This window comes from Sphingobium baderi (assembly GCF_001456115.1).
Taxonomy (GTDB): Bacteria; Pseudomonadota; Alphaproteobacteria; order Sphingomonadales; family Sphingomonadaceae; genus Sphingobium; species Sphingobium baderi_A.
In genome coordinates this window covers 3,392,605-3,414,625 of the sequence record NZ_CP013264.1, presented here as the reverse complement: position 1 = coordinate 3,414,625, position 22,021 = coordinate 3,392,605, and the positions used below count along the sequence as shown (strand labels likewise).

Below are 22,021 nucleotides of genomic sequence, written 5' to 3'. Positions count from 1 at the left end.
GCGCTTCCCCGCCTTATTTGCAGATATTTTCCCAAGAGGGGGACAACCGCATGTCGAAGCCGCTCAATCTGGCGCGCCTGCTCCTGATTTCCTCTGCGCTGGTCGCCCCGATGGCGATGGCCCAGACTGAAACCGATACCGCGCCTTCCACCGGGCCCGAAACGCCCAGCGCTCGCGAAAAAGCCGATGCCGAGGCGGACCGGGTGGATGTTTCCATCCCCGGTTCGGACATCATCGTCACCGGCCGCCGCACCAGCAACGTGTCGCAGGCCGCGCCGCAGGTGGTGAACGTGCTGTCCGCCGCCGACATCAAGCGCACGGGCGAAGGCGATATCGCCGGATCGCTCCAGCGCGTCACCGGCCTGTCGGTCGTGTCGGGCGGCTATGTCTATGTGCGCGGCTTGGGCGACCGCTATTCGCTGGCGCTGCTCAACGGTTCGCCGCTGCCCAGCCCCGAACCGCTCAAGCGCGTGGTGCCGCTCGACATTTTTCCCACCAGCGTGATCGCCTCGACGATGGTGCAGAAGAGCTTTTCCCCCAACTTCCCCGGCGAGTTCGGCGGCGGCGTCATCAACCTGACGACCAAGGCGATCCCGAGCGAAAGCTATCTGGAAATCGGCGTCGGCAGTTCCGCCAATACCGAAACATCCGGTCAGACGGGCTATAGCTATTATGGGGCCAAATCGGACTGGACTGGCTTCGACGACGGATCGCGCGATGTTCCGCCGCTGCTACGCCAAGCGCTCAAGAGCGGCGTGCCCTTCTCCAATATGGAGCGCGGCGACCTTCAGGATATCTCCATGCAGTTCCTGAACGCCAAGACGTCCGTGTTGCAACGGACGAACAGCCTGCCATTCAACTTCTCCGGCTCTATCAATGGCGGCACGGCCGTCGATGTGGGCAGCGACGGGCGGCTGGGCGTCATCGCCACCATGTCCTACAGCAATAAATGGCGGACGCGCGACGCGTTGCAGCAGGCGTCCATCGACCTGACGCAGCCCGCGGGCAAGACATACCACCAGATCACCACCGACAATGAGGTGACGGTCAACGGTCTGCTGGGCGTCGGGCTGGAACTGGGCGAGCAGAAGATCCGCTGGACCAACCTCTATATCCGCGACACGCTGAAGCGCGGCGCGCTTTCGATCGGCCAGAATGACGGCGCGATCGCGGGCGCGGATTACATGCACCAGAACACCGCCTGGTATGAGCGGCAGTTGATCGACACGCAACTGGTCGGGGAGTTCAAGCTGGGCAACGGTCTCAGCCTCGACCTGCGCGGCGGCTATGCCAATTCGCAGCGCGAGGCGCCCTATGAGCGCGAGTTCGTCTATGTGCGGAGCAACCGCGACCTGACTGTTGACCCGGTGGGCGACCGCTTCATCAATGCGCTCAACCGCCAGCGCGGTGATGCGTCGATCACCTTCAGCGACCTCAATGAGGATCTGTGGTCGGCGGGCGCGGACCTGAGCTACAAGGTTTCGCCCGCGCTGACGCTGACGGCGGGCTATGCCTTCAGCGACACGAAGCGCACCTCGTCCCGCTATGAGCTGCATTTCGATGCGACCAACCTGCCGATCCCGGTGCAGCAGCAGCGGCCGGACTATCTGCTGTCGGACGCGACGATCCAGCTCTTCGACCTGACGCTGCTGGATTTTTCCGGCAATTATCCGGTCTATGAGGCGGCGATGCGGGTCCATGCGGGCTATGGGCAGGTGCGGGCGGAAATCGTGCCGGGCCTGTTGATCGATGGGGGCGTACGCTTTGAAAAGGGCAACCAGTCCGTCACCGGCGTGGATGTCTACAACACCGGCACCGAGCCGGTGAACCGCATCCGCAAGGAATATTGGCTCCCCGCCGCGACCATCACCTTCGAGGCCTCCAAGGGTCTGCAATTCCGCCTCAGCGGCTCCAAGACCATCGCCCGGCCGCAGTTCCGCGAACTGATCGCGCAGCCTTTCGTCGATACCGACGCCAACCGTTTCTATCGCGGCAATCCCTTCCTGCAGGACAGCGAACTGTGGAACGCGGATATCCGCGCCGAATGGTATATGGGACGCGACGAGCGGCTGACGGCGGCGGCCTTCTACAAGAAGATCGACAATCCGATCGAAACCTACACCACCATCAACGACAAATATGATGTCACGACCAGCTTCGCCAACGCGCCGGAAGCGACGCTTTACGGTTTCGAACTGGAGGCGCAGAAATATCTGCCGCTTGACGGGTGGAATTCGCCCTTCTTCCAGAGCCGCCGCGTCGTCCTGATCGGCAACTATACCTATACCCAGTCGAAGCTGAAGGTCGGTGCGGACGACACGACCATTCCCTATAGCTACACGACCGGGCCGCTGCCCGCCGCGACGGACTATTTCGTCGACGGCGCGCCGATGACGGGACAGTCGGATCATCTGGTGAACCTGCAACTGGGGCTGGAGGATACCGACAGGCTTTCGCAGCAAACGCTCTTGCTGACCTATGCCAGCCCGCGCGTCACCAGCCGCGGCCCCAATCTGCAACCGGACATCAAGGAAAAACCGGGCCTGACGCTGGACTTCGTGGCGCGGCAGAGCGTGAAGCTGTTCAATGCGATCAACAGCGAATTCAAGTTCGAAGCGCGCAACATCACCGGCCGGAAATATCAGGAGGTCCAGCAACTGGACGGCAACAAGGTGTTCTACAACAGATATAAGGTCGGCACGACCATCGCGGCATCGCTGACGGTGGCGTTCTGATGCGTGGACGGCGGGAGCGGAACTGGCTTCCCCCCGCCGTCCGATATGCTTCCTGTTGGGAGAATAGGGGAGATATTAAACCCGTATCATTGCAAGTACCGACCTCACAGAATACTGAAATCTGTCGAGGGGGTGAAGACGGTAGTCACGCACCGCTCATGATCGACGAATTTGACCTCGTCCTCGGTCGCTTCATCGACGATTTCGGTGAGCGCCATCAGGTCGCGCAATGATGCTTCATCGGGATAATGGCATTCTGCCGCGCCATCGAAATCTCCCACCCCGAAGCCGGTTGCAGCGAGCAGGGCCTCCGTCCGGGCGACGTTGGTATGAAACTGGCGATAGCGCATGCCGATTTCGGGCGGCGTATGGGTGCGGGTAAAGTCCGCGTGGAAACCAAACCAATAATCAATAAATTGCTGATGGGTTAGGTGCGGGAGCCGCCGGTTTGCGATCAGGACGAACGTCTGGCCTTCGCCGGGCAGGATGACATGCTCGACCCCTGACAGTGCGGCGGATTTTTCCCTATCAATCAAATCTGCCAGCCGGCCGGATAGCCCCGTCAATAGCTGCACTGCCTTATCCACACTGTTTTCGGGCGGAATGATTTCCAGCATTACGTCATAGGGGCCGGCGGAAGCATCGAAAGCACCCGCTGCGATAATGTGCAGGGTAGGGTCCGCGACTGCCTTGCCGACAGTGATGGCGGATGGTACGCCGAGCGTGGCCTCCAGCCGGGCGATCTCCGCCTCCAGAGGCGCGCGCAATCGGGCGGCTTCGATACCCTCGTTCAATTTGAACAATAGCTTGATCTTGGTCCGCATGATGGGCATCTCCCTGATTTCCCTTTGGACCTTATCGGTTGCTGGGGCCTGCAACCATCGCCATGGATGGATCGATCGCACCGAAACTCTGATCAACCGTCCAAGACGGCGGCTGCCGCCACACCAAAGACAGGTGACCATACGGCGGCGTTTGAGATGATCGGGCAACATTGAAGCCGGGGAGGACTGATGGAAGAAGTTGATCCGCTCACAAGCTTCAGGTCCGAATCAGAACCGCTGGTCGACGGCAGGCTGGTATCGGACCCGATGGCTGATCTGCTGGAAAATATCCGCCTGAACCATAGCAGCTATGACGTCGTGCAGTTGGACGACGGCGAGGAACTGACTTGCGCTGCGAACCCGGATTTTACGGGGCTGTTCGTCATTGAGGGCGACATTGAGCTTCGCAGCGGCAATGGCGAGGTGGAAATGCTGCGGCAGGCCGATTTCGTGTTGGTGACGCCGCGTCAATTGATGCATGTCACGGCGATCGGTGGCGGCTGTCTGCTCGGCAGGGTGCATTATGGCATGGATATGGACCGCGCCAGTCTGTTGCTGAAGATGTTGCCCCCGCATCTGACCGTCAGGCGCGGGCAGGCGCAGGATGACGAATGGGAATGGCAGTTGCGGCTGTCTCGATTGATCGTCGATCGACGCCATTGTTACCGGGCTAGCAATGCCGCGATTGACCGCCGCCTGGTGGAAGTGGTTTTGATCGGCGTCATCCAGCAATATCTGACTAGCATGAAGACGACGCCCGCGCTGACCGATCCCGAACTGGTCCGGATCGGTCCCAGCCTGCACGCCATCCATCAGTTCCCCGCCAAAGCCTGGACGGTAACGTCGCTCGCGCGGGTGGCGGGCATGTCGCGAACCCTGTTTGCCGTGCGCTTTGCGGAATACACCGGTCAGACACCGGCCCGTTATCTGCTGGAACGGCGGATGGAACTGGCGCGAGACCTGCTTGCCCGCAGCCCGCTGGCGCTGGCGGCGGTCGCCCATCGTTGCGGCTATAGCACCGATGTCGCCTTCGCCCGCGCTTTTCGCCGACGCAATGGTGTGTCGCCGGGGCGCTATCGCACGGAAACACGGATGAAAGGCGACGCCCGCGGGACCGCCTGAACGGCCCCGCGAATCGCCCCCCTTATTACCGCGGGCCGAAGCCGACCCGCAAAACCAGACCATAAGCGCGCGGATCGCCGACGATCACTGAAGTAAGCGGTAGGCCGACCGCTGTGATCGCTGGACCGGACACATATTTTGCGTTGAACAGATTACGCGCGAAAATGCCTGCGCTGACCTGGCTGCCCGCTATATTGTTCCAGTCGAGCCGCGCATTGACCAGTTGATAGCCATTGGCCGTATAGCCCACCATGTCGAATTTCGACGAAGTGTAGTAGGTGGCGTTGAGCGCCACTTCGCCGATGCGCTCGTCCAGCGGCAGGACATAGCGCACATCGCCGGAAAAGGTGCGCTTGGGCGTATAGAGGGTGCCCAGATTGGGAGGCGCCACCGCTGCAAGAATGGCGGGCACGCTGAAAGATGTCACCTTGGCGTCGATGAAGGTCGCGCCCATGGTCAAGGTCAGGTTGCGGGTGGGGGCGATAACCGATTCCAGTTCGACGCCGGTAGTCCGCAACTTGCCCGCATTGATGGTCAGCACAGTGCCCTGCGGATCGTTCGACGGATCGCAGTCGCCATCCAGGAAAGGCTCGAAATCAGGTGCCGTGCAGGCCAGGCCGATACCCGCGAAATTGCCGGTGGATACGCCGGAGACGGTCTGCTGCAGATCGCGCACATAGCTGCGGAAGACCGACCCGTTCAGGCGGATTTGCGCGCCGCCTGCGCGGATCGTCGATTTGACGCCGAGTTCGACGTCGGTGGTGATTTCGGGCCGGAAACCTTGCAGCGGCTTCAGGCCTGTGCCGAAACTGGGGCCGTTGAGACCTGCCGCCTTATACCCCCGACGGGAAGTGATGAAGAAGAACAGATCTTCATTGGCCTGATAGTCCAGCCCTATGGTCCAGGTCGGCTTGCTGCTCTTGCCCGCAATCGCGCTGCCTTCGGGAATGACGCCGGGGCAGTCGTCTGGCGTATAGCTATAGGGTGGATCATATTCGCCGGTGCCGGAACACAGATAGAATTTATCCCATGTGTAGCGCGCGCCTGCATTGACGGTCAGCCCATCGAGCAGTGCGTCGAGTCGGTAGGAAAGGTTTGCAAACAGCGCCTTGCTCTTTTCCCTATTGAAGGCATAGCTGGACGGCGTGTTGGGCAGCAGGCCCGGCGCGAATACGTCGCGAAAGATGTCCGTATCCAGCGTATTTGGGCCACGCGGTTTGGCGTCGAGGAAGAAGCCGCCGACCAGCCATTTGAGGCGCCCGCCCAGCCCATCGCCTGCCAACTGGACTTCATTGCTATATTGGCGGGACCCGATGACCTGCAGGGAATCGACATATTTCAGCGGCACGGCGTCGCCGCTATTGTCGGTGGCGAACTTGACCTGACGCAGCCCGAATATGTTCGTCAGGGTGATGTTGCCGATGCTGATCTCCGTCTTATTGCTCAAGCCATAGGTCGTATAGCCCTCGCTGGTGGTGAAGTTCGAGCCGGAGGTGAAGAAACCGCGTTTCCGTTGCGCTTCATATTGGGCCGACAGATAGGGGTCGTTGGGATCGGCCCACACCAGCACGGTGCCGGTTGCCGACACCTTGGAATAGGGTTGGCGATTATAATCGAAAATCGTCGTATTCTTCAGCCAGTCGGTCGGTTCGAGCAGCAGCGAGGCGCGTAGATGATTGCTGTGCAGATTCTGCAGATCGCGAAACCGGGTGTCGATATTCTTGATGTTGCCATCGCGCCGCTCCATCAGTCCGCCCAGGCGCAGCGCGACCTTGCCCTCTAAGATCGGCACATTCACCACGCCTTCCAGCGTGCGTAGATCGTAATTGCCGATCGTCCCCTCGACATAGCCTTCCAGATTATAGGTGGGTGCTTGTGGATAGAGGAGGACCGCACCCGCGCTGGTGTTGCGGCCAAACAGCGTACCTTGCGGGCCTTTGAGCACCTGAATCGACTGGAGGTCGAACTGGGGAACGGCGCTGACATAGGTCGGCAGCGGAACGTCGGAGAAATATGTGACGACCGCTGGCGCGCCATTGCCGCTCAGGGGACGCGACTGGCCGCGAATGGCGTACATGGGCGACGCGCGGGAACTGCTGCCCGAAAGAAAGACGCCGGGCACGGAGGCTTGCAGGTCCTGTGGCGTCCGGATTTGTGCATCGCGCAGCCCCTGGGCGTCGAGCGCGGTGATGGTGACAGGCACGCTCTGGGCATTTTCGGTCGAGCGGCGTGCAGTGACGACGATATCGGCGAGCCCGGTGCTCTGATTTGCGTCCCCTTGCGGCAGGGCATCCTGCGCGAACGTGGTCATCGGGACCAGCATCATGCCGAGCGTTGAACAAAATATGGCCCTGAATTTCCCTGATTTCATTGCATCCTCCATCCGGCCTGACCTTTTTGGCAGGCTCCTTATCGGACACGACCTGACGCAATATCGGGGCCCCGCCAAGCCGGGCGGACGAATGGCATGGATAACTGGCGGATTGATCAACACGCGATGATGGCGATACGATCCCGCCCATCCTAGGCTTCAAACAGAAGACAAAAGAAGGAAGGCAAGGTCGTGCGGGGCCGTGCCCGGCGCGGAGGGTGACATATGGGCAGTCTGGATGGCAGGGTGGCGATCGTCACCGGCGCGGGCGAGGGTATCGGCAAGGGTATTGCAAGACGGTTCGCCCGCGAAGGGGCGAAGGTGGTCATCGCCGAGATCAATTCTGGGCTGGGCCAGTCCGCGGTGAAGGAAATCGCCGCGGAGACTAACGGCGAACTGTTGTTCGTACCGACCGACGTGCGCCGGAAGGATGATGTCGCAGGCATGATCGACGCCGCCGTGCAGTGCTTTGGCGGAGCTGATATTCTGGTCAACAACGCGTGGGGCGGTGGCGTCTTTAAGCGTGCCGAGCACAAGAACGATGCGGATCTGGAATACGGCCTGTCCATGAACATATGGGCGGCCTTCTGGGCGGCGAAGGCGGCGCTGCCCCATATGCGATCGAAAGGCTGGGGCCGGATCATCAGCATTTGTTCTCTGAACGGCGTCAACGCCCATACCGGCACGCTGGAATATAATGTCGGCAAAGAAGGGTTGCGCGCCCTTACCCGCAGCATCGCCCGCGAATGGGCGCCCTATCAGATTTGTGCGAACATCATCTGCCCCGCCGCGATCACGACGGCGTTCCGTACCTTTGCCGAGTCCAGCCCTGAACTGGCGGCGAAGCTGCCGACGCCGCCCATGGGTCGACTGGGCGATCCCGACGACGATATTGCCGGCGTTGCCCTGTTTCTGGCGAGCGACGATGCGCGCTATGTCACGGGCAATACGCTGTTCGCCGATGGGGGAAGCCACATCAATGGCGCAAGCTGGTCGCTTGATCTACCCGATGAAGAATAGGGGAAAGGGATGAGTCTGCCAGAAACCGCTCCGCCGCCGCCCCGCGATGTGTCGGTGGCGACGCTCGATGAACTAGAGCCGGGCAATTATTTTCCGTTGTCGCTGGGCAGCGAGACGTTGCGGCAAAATGCGCTCGACGGTCTTGTTGCAAGTTGGAGCATGCGTCGTCCTTTCTACATACGGCAGAACGGCATATTGTCGGTAATGTGTGGGCGGGCGCGGGACGTGCGGGAAGTATGGCTCGATTCGGCGCGCTTCACGGTCGAGGTGCCGCGCCGCGAGGGATATGAAATACTCGACATGTTCGGCGGGCTGGAAAGCGTGCTGCAGATGGACGGTGCACGCCACAACCGCATCCGCAAATTGATGAATCCGTCCTTTACCCGCGCGGGGATGGAGGCGCTGAAGGCCGATGCGGATCGGATCATCGCCGAAAAGCTGGACCGGATCGCGCGGATCGGCCCGGCCTTCGACGCCATGAAGGATTTTGCCGAGGATCTCGTTACCCGCGTCATGCTGGAGGCATCCTTCAAGCTGACGCCCGACCATTGTGCCATATTCGTTACGATGCAGCAGGAGATGAATAAGCTTCCCTCCTATGTCGCGGGCGAGCCGCTGCCCCAATCCTTCATCGACGCCGGGCTGGCGGTGCGCGAAGCGGTCGACGACATCGTGCGCCGCCGTCGCGCAGACCCCGGCATTGACCTTATCAGCAGCCTCATCACCGCGCAGGAAGATGGCCAGTCGCTGACCGATGCCGAGCTGTTCGGGCAGATCAATTCGATCGCGACGGCAGGCATCGGTACCACCGCGAACACGCTGGCGGGCGGCATCATGATGCTGTGCCGCAATCGGAATCAACTGGAACTGCTCAGGCAGGAGCCGCAATTGATTGACGGGGCCGTCGGCGAATGCCTGCGTTTTCATGGACCGGGTATTACCTCTTTCGTACGCTTCGCCACTGAGGATACGGAAGTCGGCGGAACCCGCATTCCCCGGCATATGCCCGTTTATGTTTCGGCGCAGGCGGCAGGCTTCGATCCGACCGAGCATGAAGACCCGTTCCGCTTCGACATCCGCCGCAACAACCGGTCCATGCTGACCTTTGGCACCGGTATCCATCATTGCATCGGTCAGAGGCTCGCGACATATATATTGCGGACGGCGCTGTCCGGCCTGATCCGGCGATTTCCGGATATGCGGCTGGCCGACAGCGCATTTCGCCCTGCCTATAGCGGCCTCACGGGGGAATTGGCGCCGCTTATGGTACCCATGCTGACGCACTGATACCGATACAGAGATTTAGAAATAGGAGAGCGATATGCAGTGGGATGAGGATTTCGACGTCGTTTGCGTCGGTTCGGGACTGGGTGGCATGTCGGCGGCGTTGACTGCTGCCGAGCGCGGGTCGCGTGCGATCGTCCTAGAGAAATTCGAACTGCTGGGCGGGGTTTCGGCGCTGTCATCGGGCCAGCTTTGGCTGGGCAATCATCATTTGCAGGATGCTGATGGGATCGAGGATAATGACGCCGATGTCGAGCGGCATCTGAGCCATCTTGGTCAGGGCTTCGCCACGGCGGACCGGCGCAAGGTGTTTGTCACCCGCGCGCGGGAGGCGCTGCGCTATTTCACCGATGTCATCGGGATAGAGATGATGGTCGTGCGCGGATTGCCCGATTATTATCATCCCGCCGTTCCCGGCAGCAGGGCCGAGGGGCGCTATGTAGAGGTCAAGCCGTTCAAGGACGAGCGGCTTGGCGATCTTGCCTCCCTTGTCCTGACCTCCCCCTATGGCGATGGCTATAGCTATACCACGGCGAACGAATGGGTAGGCATGCAGACCGGTGGCGAGCCTGTCGGCGCGTGTCTGCAACGCCATCTTGAGGTGGGCGAGCGGTGCGCCGGCGCAGGTCTTGCCGCCGCGCAGGTGGCAGCGGCGCGTGATCGCGGCGTCGAGATGCGGGTGTCGAACGCCGTCACCGAACTGGTGATCGATGAGGGCGAGATAGTCGGCGTCGTCGTGCAGGGACCGTCCGGCACGACCCGGATACGAGCGCGGCTGGGCGTGGTGCTGGCGACTGGCGGCTATGACTGGAAGCCCGATTTCGTCCGCGCCTTCGACGCCCTGCCGGAAGCAGGCACGATGGCGCCGCCAACGGTGTCCGGCGATCATATCGTGATGGCGTCGAAGGCCGGAGCGATCGCAATCCCCGCGCGCGCGCCGTCGCAAAGTCCGATCTTCATTGGCTACAAGGTGCCGGCGGAAACCATCTACGGCAAGCCATCCTCTCGCATGTGGCTGCCCGGTACGCCGCATTGCATCGCGGTTAACCGTTATGGCAGGCGTTTCGCCAATGACGGTTTCTATCCTGACGTGGCAACCAAGGTGGCGCGCTTCGATGGCCAGGAACAGGGCCAGCCCAACTGGCCGGCATGGATCATATTCGATCAGGACATGGTCGACAAATATGGCATGATGCCCAGTTGGCCTGGCCAGCCACTGTCTGAAGGCATGGCGACTTCCGCCGACAGTCTTGAAGCGCTGGCGCAGGCGGTAGGTATCGACGTCGATGGTCTGCAGGACACCGTGGCGCGTTTCAATGGCTTTTGCGAAACGGGGGTCGACGAGGATTTTGCACGCGGAAGCGTGCCATGGGGCCGGATCATGACGGGCGATCCGCGCCGGTCCAATCCCAATCTGGGGCCGATCGGCCGGGCGCCCTTCTATGCGGTCAAGCTCGAACGGGTGAATATGGGCGTACCGACCGCAGGTCTGGCGATCGATATTGACGGGCGGGTGCTCGACGCGCACGACCGGCCGATCACGGGCCTGTATGCGGCAGGCAATTCGGCATCCTGGCTGGACATTGGCGGCGGTTATAATAGCGGCATCGCCAATACGCGAGGTATGCTCTACGGCTATCTGGCCGCGCTACACATGACCGGGCAGCAGGCCGCTCCTGCTTCTGCCCCGCCGATGGTGTCTGCCTAGCCGATGCGGGAGGAGCGGACCTTCTGCCGCATATGCACGGGCCATTGTGGCCTGCTGCTAGCGATTGATGAGGATGGCGCACCCGTGTCCGTCCGCGGTGACAGGGAGGACCCCCGCAGCCTTGGCTATATCTGCTCCAAGGGCGTGACGAGCGTGCAGGCGCATACCGATGGCAGCAGGTTGCTCCACCCGCTCAAGCGTCAGCCGGACGGCAGTTTCGTGCAGATCGACCTGGATCAGGCGCTGGACGAGATTTCCGCCCGGATGGAGGCGATCGCCCGGAAGAACGGCCCCGACGCGATCGCTGGTTATCGCGGCACCGGCGGTTTCTTCACGACCAGCGGTCTGGGGATGCTGCCTGCCTTGTTGGACGCGTTCGGATCGCACAAGCTCTACACCACGCTGACCATTGATCAGTCGGCGAAAGTCGTGACTGCCTATCGGCTCGGCATCTGGCCGCCGGGTAAACAGAGTTTCCAGAGCGCCGATGTCGCGATGATGATCGGCGGCAATCCGATGGTGTCGATGGCGCAGCTCGACACCCGCAATCCGGTCAAACGCATGGCAGAGGCGAAGGCACGGGGGCTGAAGCTGATCGTCATCGACCCCCGGCAGACCGAGACGGCGGCGCTCGCCGATCTGTTCCTGCAACCGCTGCCCGGCCATGATGCGGCAATCGTCGCCGCGCTGATCCATATCGTGCTGGAAGAGGGGTGGCATGACGCGGCCTTCTGCGCGGACCATGTCGGTGATCTTGACGAATTGCAGGCTGCGGTCGCGTCCTTCGCGCCGGATCAGGTGGCCCGCGCCGCACAGATCGTGGAGGCCGATCTGCGCGCTGCTGCCCGGATGTTCGCTCGAACCGGGACACGCGGGATAGCGGTAACCGGCACCGGCGTGGACATGGGGCCACATTCCAATCTGGCCGAGCATCTGGTCGAAAGCCTCAACGTGATTTGCGGGCGCTTTGTCCGGGAGGGCGAACTTGTCGAAAATCCGGGACTGGTCCTCAACGCGGGCCCAAAGCCCGCGCAGGTGGTCAATCTGCCCCGGCCTTGGGAGAGCGGGCCTCAAAGCCGGATCGGCGATTATGGTCTGGTAGGCGGGGAGATGGTCACCGCGATGCTGGCCGATGATATCCTGCGACCCGGCCCCGGCCGAGTGCGCGCGCTAATCAACCATGGCGGCAATCCGGCGCTCGCCGTGCCCGATCAGCGCAAGATGGTGGAAGCTCTGCGGGATCTGGACCTGCTGATCAGCATAGAGCCGGTGCTGTCGGCAACCGCTCGCCTGTCGCATTATATCCTGCCGCCCAAATTGCAGTTCGAACGGCCGGACCTGCCCATCTATCTGTTCGAACCTAATATATTCCCTACGCCCTATACGCGCTACACGCCTGCGCTGGTCGATCCGCCCGCCGGTTCGGGCGTCTGCGACGAATGGAAGGTCTTTTGGGAGATTGCGCGCCGGACGGGGCGCTCCATGGCCTATATGGGCACCGCTCTTGCTATGGACGGGAGTCCGGAGGAAGATCATCTGATCGCTCTCACGCTGGCCAATGCGCCGGTGTCGCTCGATGAGGTGAAGCGGCATCCGCTGGGCTATTATCATCCGAATCTGCAATATGCGCTGCCGCCCGACCCCGCCACGGCGGGCCGGTTTGCGACGATGCCGCGGGATGTGGCGGCGGAGATGAAGGCGCTTGTGCGCGACTGGCAAACGCCGACGGGCGAGGATTTTCCTTTTCATTTCATCAATCGCCGCGCCCGGCACCGAATGAACTCGATGGGCGCCACCTTGCCTGATCTCATAAAGGCAATGCCGCATAATCCGGTTCATATGTGTCCGGAAGACATGGCGCGGCTGGAAATAATATCCGGCGATCGGGTTGAAATCGCTTCGGCCCATGGGGCGGTTACAGGTCAGGCGCAGGCGGACGGGACGCTTCGCCCGTCGGTCGTGTCGATGTCGCATGGCTTTGGCGGATTGCCGGACGAGGACATGGACGATGCTGGATCGCCCAATCTGCTCATCAGCACCGACAGCGATCTTCAGACCATCAACGCCATGCCCAGAATGACGGCGATTCCTGTCCGTGTCCGTCGGCTGGACCGGCTTTCTACCCCTATCGGCAAATCAGAGGATCAGGCAGCATGACGACAGGCCATATCGACGCAGCGACGCTCGATGAGGATTTTGCGGCGGTCAGCGAGATGTTCGGTACGGACATTCGTGATCCGCACAGTCTTTATCGCGAGTATCGACAGGCCCAGCCGGTCATGGAAGGCGACATATTGGCGCGCTTCAATGTGCCGTCTCAGGCGGACTATTCCAATCTGGGCCGCCAGGTATTCACCCTGTTCAAATATCAGGACGTGCTGGCGGTGCTGCGGGATTCCAAGACCTTCACCAGCACCTTGCTGAACGAGGGACTGGGGCAATTTCTCGGGGGTTTTCTGCTGACCGGTATGGAGGATGGGCGGCATAAGGAAATCCGCTCGCTCCTCGCTCCCGCTTTCTCGCCCCGTGCGATACAGGAGTGGAAGCTGATGCTCGGCCCCGTAGCGCAGGAAGCAGTTACTGCGTTGCGGCCCGTCGGGCGCGCCGAACTCGTCGCCGACCTGTTGTTGCCGCTGCCGGTGCGGATGATCTACGAAATCATGGGCTTTCCCCGTGATACCGAGCAGATGCAGGCTTTTGCAGCGCGCGCGATGAAGATATTGGTCGGTCCCCAACGCGACCCGGAGAAGATGCGGCTCAGCATGGAGGTGGCGTTCCAGGCTGCGCGGGAACTTTATGACGAGACGCTCGACATCGTGCGCGCACGGCGAGCGGCAGGATCCGAGGGTAGTGACCTGATCGGCTATCTGCTGCGTGCCAATGATAAGGGGCGCACCCTTGATGATGGTGAAATTACTGAATTGATCCGCCAATTCCTGCCCGCCGCGGCGGAAACCACCACACGGTCCTTTGGCAGCATGCTGGTGGCGTTGCTGGAACGACCGGCACTGCTGCAACGGGTGCGTGATGATCGTAATTTGGTGCCCAAGGTGGTAAGCGAAGGTATGCGATGGGAAACCGCTTCGCAGTTCCTCGCCCGACAGGCCGCCGTGGACGTCGAGATCAGGGGCGTGAAAATTCCTGCGGGCGCGGCCTTGTCGCTCGCTTCGGGATCGGCCAATCGCGACGAAGAGATATTCGAGAACCCCGATGAGTTCGATATTGATCGACCTCAGCGGGTGAATATCGGCTTTGGCGCGGGCGCGCATTTGTGTCTGGGCATGCAAATTGCGCGAACCGAAATGGAAGCGATGCTGAATGCGCTGCTCGATTTGCCGGATCTGCGGCTGGACCCGGATGCTCCGCCCCCGGCCATCGTCGGCGCGCAGCTGCGCGGACCTCGCGCGATCCACGTGGTCTGGAATTGAATCATAGCCGGATAACGGCGGCAAAAGGAATGGAAAGAGAATGAATGATCGTTTCAAGGATCAAGTCGCGCTGGTGACGGCGGGCGCTGCCGGGATCGGGGCTGCAACGGCGGAAATGTTCGCCCGGCAAGGCGCGCGGGTCATGCTCTCCGATATTAATCGTCCGGCGGGAGAGGCGATGGCGGAAAAGCTGCGGTCCGAAGGCTATGAGGCGCAGTTTCTCCATGCCGACGCCACCGTGGAGGAGGAAGTCGAGGCGCTCGTCCGCAAGACTGTGGAGACCTATGGTGGCCTCCATCTCGCTGCCAATGTCGTCGGCGATGCACATCCGCGGGCATCGGGAGCCGAATTCCACACGCAAAGTCTGGAGTCCTGGGAACACACCATGGCCGTGACGCTACGCAGCGTATTTCTCAGCATGAAGTATGAGATCGCCCATATGATCGACAATGGCGGTGGAGCGATCGCTAATGTGACGTCGCTGGCCGCATTGCTCTATGTCGGCGTTTCGGGCGCTGCCTATGCCGCATCGAAGGCGGGCGTTGTCCGTCTCACCAAGTTCGCTGCCGTTACCTATGCTGACCGGGGCGTCCGCGTGAACTGCATCGCGCCGGGTGTGACGCCCACGGCCGCCTATAATAAGGCAGGCGAGGATATCGGACGGATGGTCATCGACGATCTGCTGCAAAATCAGCCGATCCGTCGCACTATCAACCCCAGCGAGCAGGCGGAAGCGATTGGCTGGCTATGCTCGACGGAAGCGTCGATGGTGACCGGCCATGTCCTGCCCGTGGATGGAGGCTGGACGGCGCGCTGACTGGAATAGTCGTAGCGGTTGCGCCGCCCGTCACATGGATGGGCCCGACCTGCCCTTCTTCATTGCAGGGCTGCTACGGTCGACACATCCGACCTGGTGGCGAGCTGCGGCCGGATGTCCCGCGCCATAATCCGGCCAAGCATGATCGATCCCTGTTGTGTCAGATGGCCATAATCGAACTGGACTGGCACGCCGGGCGTGACCCATAGGCGGCATTGTGGAGCGCAGAGGCTGCGATAGGGCGAAAAATAGGGAATATTCGCCTTCCGCATCACTGCACCGATGCGCTGGTCCAAATCGTAAACCTGCACGATGCGATGTGGATCGATCGGCTCTTGCTGGTCGATATGCCGGGCGAGCAGGCGCGGAAGCGGTTGATCATATTCCACAATCGGCCCCGACACGATCAGATGAGGCGTGGTCCGACGGATTCGCTGAACGATGCCGGTCAATTCGGGGACATCCTTGTCGAGCCAGCGTGCTGACAGGATCACCATATCCGGGCGCGTTGTCTCCAGATAGTCGCCAAACACCTTGTCCATGAGCGCCAGGCATCGCGGATCACCGCGATTGTTGAGCAGCGGCCGACACCCTGTCGCCGTCGCCTGAAGAATATGCACGTCGGGCATGGCGCGGTTCAGGCCATAGTAGAGATGGGCGGCATGGCTATCCCCGACGATCAGGATGCGCGGTTTGTCGTGCGGCGCCACCATGCAACGTTTGAAATCGAAATCCTCCAATCGGCTCTGCGACGTAAGGAAGCATACCCCCGTTCGCATCATCTCCGCGCGACCGGTTTTCTCGCCATATACCAGCACCTCCTTGGCCTGTGCGGATATGGGGTGGAAAAAATTGCTGAGCGCGGCGAGCGATATGACGGCAGCGCCACACATTGCCATGGCCATTGCGCCACGTGCCACCACGGTGCGGGACCCCAACGGGCTAGACCGCCGAAACGGCTTCTCCACGAACGCCCAGGAAAGCGTCGCCGCGATAAAGGAAGCAGCCAATATCATCAGCCGATCCATATTGTCCGGGCGGCTTTCGATCTGGCGATAGAAAACCATGATCGGCCAATGCCAGAGATAGAGAGAATAGGAAATCAGACCAATGAACCGCATCGGCGGAAGCGACAGCAACCGCCCGGCCATGAACGCCGACCTCTCGCCACAGAGCAGGACCAATGCGGTGCCAACACAAGGAATGAGCGCCGATATGCCTGGAAAAGGCGTCACCTTGTTGTAGAAAAGGACCGAATAGCCGATCATCGCTAGGCCGAGGGCGACACCGATCTCGGCCTGCCAGGCGCTGCGCGGCTCCGGAACCGCCCGCATTGCTAGCAGCGAACCGATGGCGAGCTCCCATGTCCGGAACGGGATAAGGTAGAATGCCGCGCTCGTGTCACGCGTCACCATCCATTGCGAAGCCGCAAGACTGGTGATCGTCAGTGCCCAGACCAGTTGTCGCCTATATCTGTCGGCCCAGCTCCGGGTGAAGAAGATCAGAAGCGGGAAAAATATGTAGAATTGCTCTTCTACCGACAGCGACCATGTGTGCAGCAGTGGATTGTTGTTCAGTTCACCGTCGAAATATCCGCTCTGGCTGTAGAATAATATATTCGACACAAAGAATATCGACGCGATCGTCGATTTTCCTATCTCAGCTGCCTGATCTGACATCAGCAACCAACCAGCTACCGCCATGACGCAGATGTAGAGGGCGAACAGGGCAGGGAAAATGCGTTTGATGCGTCGCTTGTAGAAATCAAACAGCGCGTCGCGCCATGTGCCCTGCTCACCTAGAAGTGTTTGCGTAATCAGGAAGCCCGAGATTACGAAAAATACGTCGACACCGACGAACCCACCGGGGAAAAGACTGGTGCCCAGATGGAAGATGACCACCGGAACGACGGCTATTGTTCGCAGACCGTCAATATCTGCGCGATACTGCCTCATCATGCGGGCCTCACCTCCGTCATGCGCCGCCGGCTGGTCCAGATCGAGGGCGGGAAGATCGCGTCAGCACTTTCCCAGCAGACCGAAACGGCATGTTTGCACATTCGCGTGTCCCTTTTTCATAATCTATTTGTATATTTTAGGAAGTTATGCGCCCATTGAAAAAAATACAAGTAAAAATCTAGATGTAATTTCTTCGTATATAGAAATAATTATAAAGAATGCTTGTATATTGTGGTGATTAATTACACTTAAATAAATCATTACTTGTTTTTTATGGGCAAGATGAATAATTGTGATGTCCATTCGTGCAACGTGCGTCGCATTAAAGGGGCTCTCTTGACGGGGAAATCTGGATCATGGATGTGAAGCACGGCTCTGACGAGCACCCCCCAGCTGCTGCAAGGCATCGATATCTTTCCAATAGGATCACGAAAATATTCGCGGTTGGTGGCACGGCCATGGTGGGGACGATCGCCGCCATTTTGATGGCGGCGCCCAGTCCGCCTGTCGGCGACGACCGGCATTTCTTCATAGCTATCACGGTTGACGATCTGACGGGCAATGCCCAATTGCCCCCAGGAATGAGCCGGTTGGAAATCGCCGACCAATATATAAGGGCGTTGCGGGCCCATCGCGTGCCCGACGTCTATGGCTTCGTCAATGCTTCTAAATTGCAGAGGGACAGGGATGGGGGCCAGGTTCTGGCCAGTTGGCGCCGCGCTTCCTATCTACTGGGAAATCATTCTTATACCCATCTCAATTTGAACAAGGCGCCTTCCCTTGAAGCCTGGAAGGCAGATGTTCTGAAGGATGAGCAGAAAATAGCGCAGCAAATGGAAGGGGCGGATTGGCGCTATTTCCGTTTTCCCTTTTTATCGGCGGGAAAGGACAAGCCGCAGCATGATGCAGCGGCATCATTCCTGAAGCAGCAAGGATATAAGATCGCCGAAGTCAGTGTCAGTTTCAATGACTGGGCCTATGGCAATGCCTATGCCCGCTGTCTTGCCAAGGGTGACGAAGCCGCCATCGACGCGATGAAGAGGCAATATTTCAGAGGCGTCGACGATGGGATTGCACGGATGAAAGAACTATCCCTCAAAACCTATGGCCGCATGATCCCACAAGTGTTGCTGACGCATCTCAGCGCGTGGAGCGCGATGACCCTACCCGAAGTACTCACTCGGCTTGATGCGGCAGGTGCACAATATGTGGGGCTACCGCAAGCGCAGGACGATCCCGCCTATGTCGACGGCCCATGGGCCGGCAATCAGCAGGTGATGGAACGCGCCGCCCGACAAGCCCGAATTGATATTGATGCCATTCCACGGCTCCAGCCGATCGACAATCTCAAGATGCTCTGCCGGTAATCGTCCGGTTCAAATCCCGTTCCAAAAGTGAGTTGGATCGAAACCGGAGTCTTGATGTCGAATGGATGCACATCTTTATGTCATCCACTTCGTCTGACCTGCCCCCACCGAGTGGGCCGGTTGGTTTGTTAGTGGGTTATGCTCACCGCCGCCATATCCGGGTAGAGGTGTAGCGAAGCGGAGCCGGAGGCCGGATATGGCGGTGCAGCCGTTTCCGGTGCGGGACCATGAGCTCTTCACGCCGCCAGATCCGCTCGACCCGTTTTAGCCGGTGTTGTCACGGCCACAATGAGTTGCCGCTGGACCGCGATCTCTGAGCGGCTATGATTGCGCTTGCCCGACATGCCGCAGCGATCCGGTTGCCGCTGGACCGCGATCTCTGAGCGGCTATGATTCGTCAGATCGTCCCTCAGTTCTTCGTCGTGTTGCCGCTGGACCGCGATCTCTGAGCGGCTATGATATCCACACCCGCGCATCCCTGCCAGCGCAGGTTGCCGCTGGACCGCGATCTCTGAGCGGCTATGATTAACCCCAACAAACATCACCGATGTTCCAAGTTGCCGCTGGACCGCGATCTCTGAGCGGCTATGATCGAAGAATTTCGTCTCGAACTCAGCGTTGTGTTGCCGCTGGACCGCGATCTCTGAGCGGCTATGATAAGGGCCTCGCACAGGTGCATTGAGCACAAGTTGCCGCTGGACCGCGATCTCTGAGCGGCTATGATAACGCGGCCCACTGCCTGAATGGTATTGGAGTTGCCGCTGGACCGCGATCTCTGAGCGGCTATGATTGGCGGCGGGTTGGCCACTGCGGGCGCAGGGTTGCCGCTGGACCGCGATCTCTGAGCGGCTATGATTTGCCTGTGCCGGGGTCGCCCACCGCTTCGGTTGCCGCTGGACCGCGATCTCTGAGCGGCTATGATCGCTGCCATCAGCCGGAAGCAGGTCATCTCGTTGCCGCTGGACCGCGATCTCTGAGCGGCTATGATTTGACGACATAGAAAGGAGCGCCTTGAGGCGTTGCCGCTGGACCGCGATCTCTGAGCGGCTATGATACGACTGCCACGCTCGACAGCACCAGATGGGTTGCCGCTGGACCGCGATCTCTGAGCGGCTATGATTCGGTAAGAGGTGGAGGTTGACGCCCAAGCGTTGCCGCTGGACCGCGATCTCTGAGCGGCTATGATGCAGCGCGCGCGTGAACTGGCGGAAGCGCGTTGCCGCTGGACCGCGATCTCTGAGCGGCTATGATCCGCGCTGCTGAAAGACGCTATTCTGATGGGTTGCCGCTGGACCGCGATCTCTGAGCGGCTATGATGTCCGATGAAATCAGTGCCGCAGCATAGCAGTTGCCGCTGGACCGCGATCTCTGAGCGGCTATGATGCTTTGGATCAATACCGCTCATGGAAGGCCGTTGCCGCTGGACCGCGATCTCTGAGCGGCTATGATGGCGACATGGAGGGGATGCCGCACGCGCGAGTTGCCGCTGGACCGCGATCTCTGAGCGGCTATGATGGATCAATGGATACTGCATTGAAAACCAACGCAATATCCGTTGATCCGTCGCCGCAAAAATCATGCGAATCGCTAGAATAGCGCGAGCTGATCGGGGTTTTTCCGTTGCCGTCGACGGCGCTGTCCTGAAAATCGCACGATATTTTCATACTGCCGGTCCGTGAAGCTGAGGATGTGGACGTCGCCGCGATCTGGCAAGCTCGACTCGACCCGCCGCATATAGGTTTCGAACTGTTCCTTGCCGTTGCAGAACCGAGCATAGACCGAAAACTGGCTCTTCTCAAAACCTTCATCCAGCAGGAATTCGCGGAATTTCGTTGCCGCGCGCGCTTGTTCCCTGGTGGTCACGGGCAGGTCGAACATCACGAAAATCCACATCAGTCGGTATCCGCTTAACTGGCTTGCGCTCATGACAGTAGCGAGTCGAGTCCGGCCAGTTCCAGCGCGGACGGGGGTGTGGGAAGCGTGATGTCTGCCGCCTGTCCGCTCTGGAACGCGCGCGCCAGACTTTGTGCGGCCCGGTTCGCGGCGCCCGCCACGGTGGTCGTGCCGTCTGCGCCAGGCAGGTCGAGCGCGATCAGTCCGGCAAAAGCGCGCTTGGCTTCAGGCGTCACTGTATCGATCCCGCACGCGACAAGACGCAGGGCAAGCGCATCGACCAGCGGTCGAAACGGCTCGATCAGGTCGTCGGCCAGAGCAAAGGCATTGGTCCTGTTGGCATGATGCACGCCGATCGACGGGTGCAGGCCGGACGCAACCACGGCGCGTGCACACAGCGACCGCAGCACCGTATATCCATAATTGAGCAGGGCATTGATGTCGTCCGCATTCCGATCGCGCCGGAAACCCTCCCCCATCAGCAAGGGCCAGTAACGTCGCGCGGCCTGTGCCTCGACATTGTCGGGGTCGCCCGATCCCACGCGGCGGGCGAGCAGGTCGAAGGCCGAGGAGGAGATGCCATTGGCATCCAGTATCGCTGCCTGCCAGCGGATCTTGGCGATGACGATCCGGCGCCATAATTGTTTGGACAGCGGCTTGCCGGCCTCCCACTGCGCGCGCATCCGACTGTTCTGGGCATGGTGCCCGTCGAGCGGCAGGCACACGGCAATGGGGGCGTGATTGCTGCCGCACAGCAGCATCGCAGCAACAACGTCCGCTATTTTAGCAGCGTTGCTCCAAAGCAGACTGACCGCAAAGTCCCAACCCTTGCCGAAGAGCGGCCCTTCAACTGGGCCTAGAGCTTAACGGTTTAGTGGGGAGGAGGAATGTCGGACTGGGTTCCGAACTTATCATTTGGATGTCGTGAATAAGGGCTTCGGGGGCCGGATTTGAGCAAAGCGGCACTATAGTGCCGCTTTGGTACGGCTTCAGCGCAATTCTGCTAATTTTCGCCAGATCGGCACTTCAGTGCCCTAGCCATTGCGGGGCTTTTGAGAGCCACGCATATTGTTGAGGACGAAGCAAATTGCCGCTTGTGAGTCGCCGGACCTGAAGGATCGGGAATGGCTGCAAGGAGATTTTGAATGTTCATACCGTTGAAGAAACAGGATGAATTTGGCGTCCGTGCCGGGACTGTCCCGGCGGGAATGAGGCATTCAAACCGTACTTATGGACGTCGACTGGCAGAGCTGGAAGCGGGTGACGAACCCCAGATGAGATTCGAACAATGGCGAAAATAAAAAGAAAATAAAAACAAAGGGATAGGAAATTCGAAAAAGGAACAAAAACAGGTCTAGAACGCTAATGCGTTGAAAAAAGACACAATTATCCCTTGTGAATTTTAGTGGCTCCCCGAGTAGGATTCGAACCTACGGCCATTCGATTAACAGTCGAATGCTCTACCGCTGAGCTATCGGGGAGCAGCCTAGCCTT

At 60.1% G+C, this 22,021-nt stretch carries 14 protein-coding genes, 1 tRNA gene, 1 pseudogene and 1 CRISPR repeat array; of the genes and pseudogenes, 9 read left to right on the top strand and 7 right to left on the bottom strand.

Annotation, left to right across the window (positions count from 1 at the left end; translation table 11 throughout):
- Positions 1-50 precede the first annotated feature (50 nt).
- Positions 51-2,735, top strand: a complete 2,685-nt coding sequence (locus tag ATN00_RS16655; RefSeq protein WP_062066591.1) for a TonB-dependent receptor domain-containing protein — start codon at positions 51-53, stop codon at positions 2,733-2,735.
- A 104-nt stretch (positions 2,736-2,839) separates the two neighbouring features.
- Here ATN00_RS16655 and ATN00_RS16650 read toward each other — a convergent pair whose 3' ends face one another.
- Positions 2,840-3,502, bottom strand: coding sequence for an EthD domain-containing protein (locus ATN00_RS16650; RefSeq protein WP_197413612.1), 663 nt, complete (start codon positions 3,500-3,502; stop codon positions 2,840-2,842).
- A 246-nt stretch (positions 3,503-3,748) separates the two neighbouring features.
- Between ATN00_RS16650 and ATN00_RS16645 the strand changes: the two genes are divergently transcribed.
- Complete coding sequence (locus ATN00_RS16645) at positions 3,749-4,681, top strand: AraC family transcriptional regulator (RefSeq protein WP_062066585.1); 933 nt, start codon at positions 3,749-3,751, stop codon at positions 4,679-4,681.
- Between the two features lie 25 nt (positions 4,682-4,706).
- On the opposite strand, the gene ATN00_RS16640 is transcribed toward ATN00_RS16645, so the two are convergent.
- The gene (locus ATN00_RS16640; RefSeq protein ID WP_197413611.1) at positions 4,707-7,052 is read right to left on the bottom strand and encodes a TonB-dependent receptor; all 2,346 of its coding nucleotides are present in this window, start codon (positions 7,050-7,052) and stop codon (positions 4,707-4,709) included.
- Positions 7,053-7,277: 225 nt separating this feature from the next.
- Between ATN00_RS16640 and ATN00_RS16635 the strand changes: the two genes are divergently transcribed.
- From ATN00_RS16635 to ATN00_RS16610, 6 genes are read left to right on the top strand one after another with little or no spacing between them, the layout of a single operon-like run.
- On the top strand, positions 7,278-8,072 hold the full coding sequence (locus ATN00_RS16635; RefSeq protein WP_062066571.1) for an SDR family NAD(P)-dependent oxidoreductase: 795 nt from the start codon (positions 7,278-7,280) through the stop codon (positions 8,070-8,072).
- 9 nt (positions 8,073-8,081) lie between these two features.
- Positions 8,082-9,359 carry a cytochrome P450 gene (locus tag ATN00_RS16630; protein WP_062066568.1) on the top strand — a complete coding sequence of 426 codons (1,278 nt, stop codon included), beginning with the start codon at positions 8,082-8,084 and terminating at the stop codon, positions 9,357-9,359.
- A gap of 34 nt (positions 9,360-9,393) precedes the next feature.
- Positions 9,394-11,064 (top strand): FAD-dependent oxidoreductase, encoded by a 1,671-nt coding sequence (locus ATN00_RS16625; RefSeq protein ID WP_062066565.1) that lies wholly within the window; start codon positions 9,394-9,396, stop codon positions 11,062-11,064.
- A gap of 3 nt (positions 11,065-11,067) precedes the next feature.
- Positions 11,068-13,221, top strand: coding sequence for a molybdopterin-containing oxidoreductase family protein (locus ATN00_RS16620; protein WP_062066562.1), 2,154 nt, complete (start codon positions 11,068-11,070; stop codon positions 13,219-13,221).
- Entirely contained in the window at positions 13,218-14,492 is a 1,275-nt protein-coding gene (locus ATN00_RS16615) for a cytochrome P450 (protein ID WP_062066559.1), read from the top strand. Before ATN00_RS16620 ends, ATN00_RS16615 begins: the two co-directional genes overlap by 4 nt.
- 40 nt (positions 14,493-14,532) lie before the next feature.
- A complete protein-coding gene (locus tag ATN00_RS16610; protein WP_062066556.1) occupies positions 14,533-15,309 on the top strand; it encodes an SDR family NAD(P)-dependent oxidoreductase in 777 nt (258 codons plus the stop codon).
- Between the two features lie 59 nt (positions 15,310-15,368).
- Here ATN00_RS16610 and ATN00_RS16605 read toward each other — a convergent pair whose 3' ends face one another.
- Entirely contained in the window at positions 15,369-17,267 is a 1,899-nt protein-coding gene (locus ATN00_RS16605; protein ID WP_062066553.1) for an acyltransferase family protein, read from the bottom strand.
- 458 nt (positions 17,268-17,725) lie between these two features.
- Between ATN00_RS16605 and ATN00_RS16600 the strand changes: the two genes are divergently transcribed.
- Entirely contained in the window at positions 17,726-18,634 is a 909-nt protein-coding gene (locus ATN00_RS16600; protein WP_062066550.1) for a polysaccharide deacetylase family protein, read from the top strand.
- Positions 18,635-18,762: 128 nt separating this feature from the next.
- Here the strand turns inward: ATN00_RS16600 and ATN00_RS24035 are convergent.
- The 4 genes and pseudogenes from ATN00_RS24035 to ATN00_RS16585 all read right to left on the bottom strand — a co-directional run.
- Positions 18,763-18,858: pseudogene (locus ATN00_RS24035) on the bottom strand (integrase catalytic subunit); the annotation flags it as partial.
- 68 nt (positions 18,859-18,926) lie between these two features.
- Positions 18,927-20,149: direct repeats of the CRISPR family, unit length 36 nt; unit sequence GTTGCCGCTGGACCGCGATCTCTGAGCGGCTATGAT.
- 72 nt (positions 20,150-20,221) lie between these two features.
- Positions 20,222-20,527, bottom strand: coding sequence for a CRISPR-associated endonuclease Cas2 (cas2, locus tag ATN00_RS16595; RefSeq protein ID WP_156415293.1), 306 nt, complete (start codon positions 20,525-20,527; stop codon positions 20,222-20,224).
- A gap of 29 nt (positions 20,528-20,556) precedes the next feature.
- Positions 20,557-21,309 carry a type II CRISPR-associated endonuclease Cas1 gene (cas1, locus tag ATN00_RS16590; protein ID WP_257720667.1) on the bottom strand — a complete coding sequence of 251 codons (753 nt, stop codon included), beginning with the start codon at positions 21,307-21,309 and terminating at the stop codon, positions 20,557-20,559.
- Between the two features lie 624 nt (positions 21,310-21,933).
- A tRNA-Asn gene (locus ATN00_RS16585) sits at positions 21,934-22,008 on the bottom strand.
- Positions 22,009-22,021: the final 13 nt, after the last annotated feature.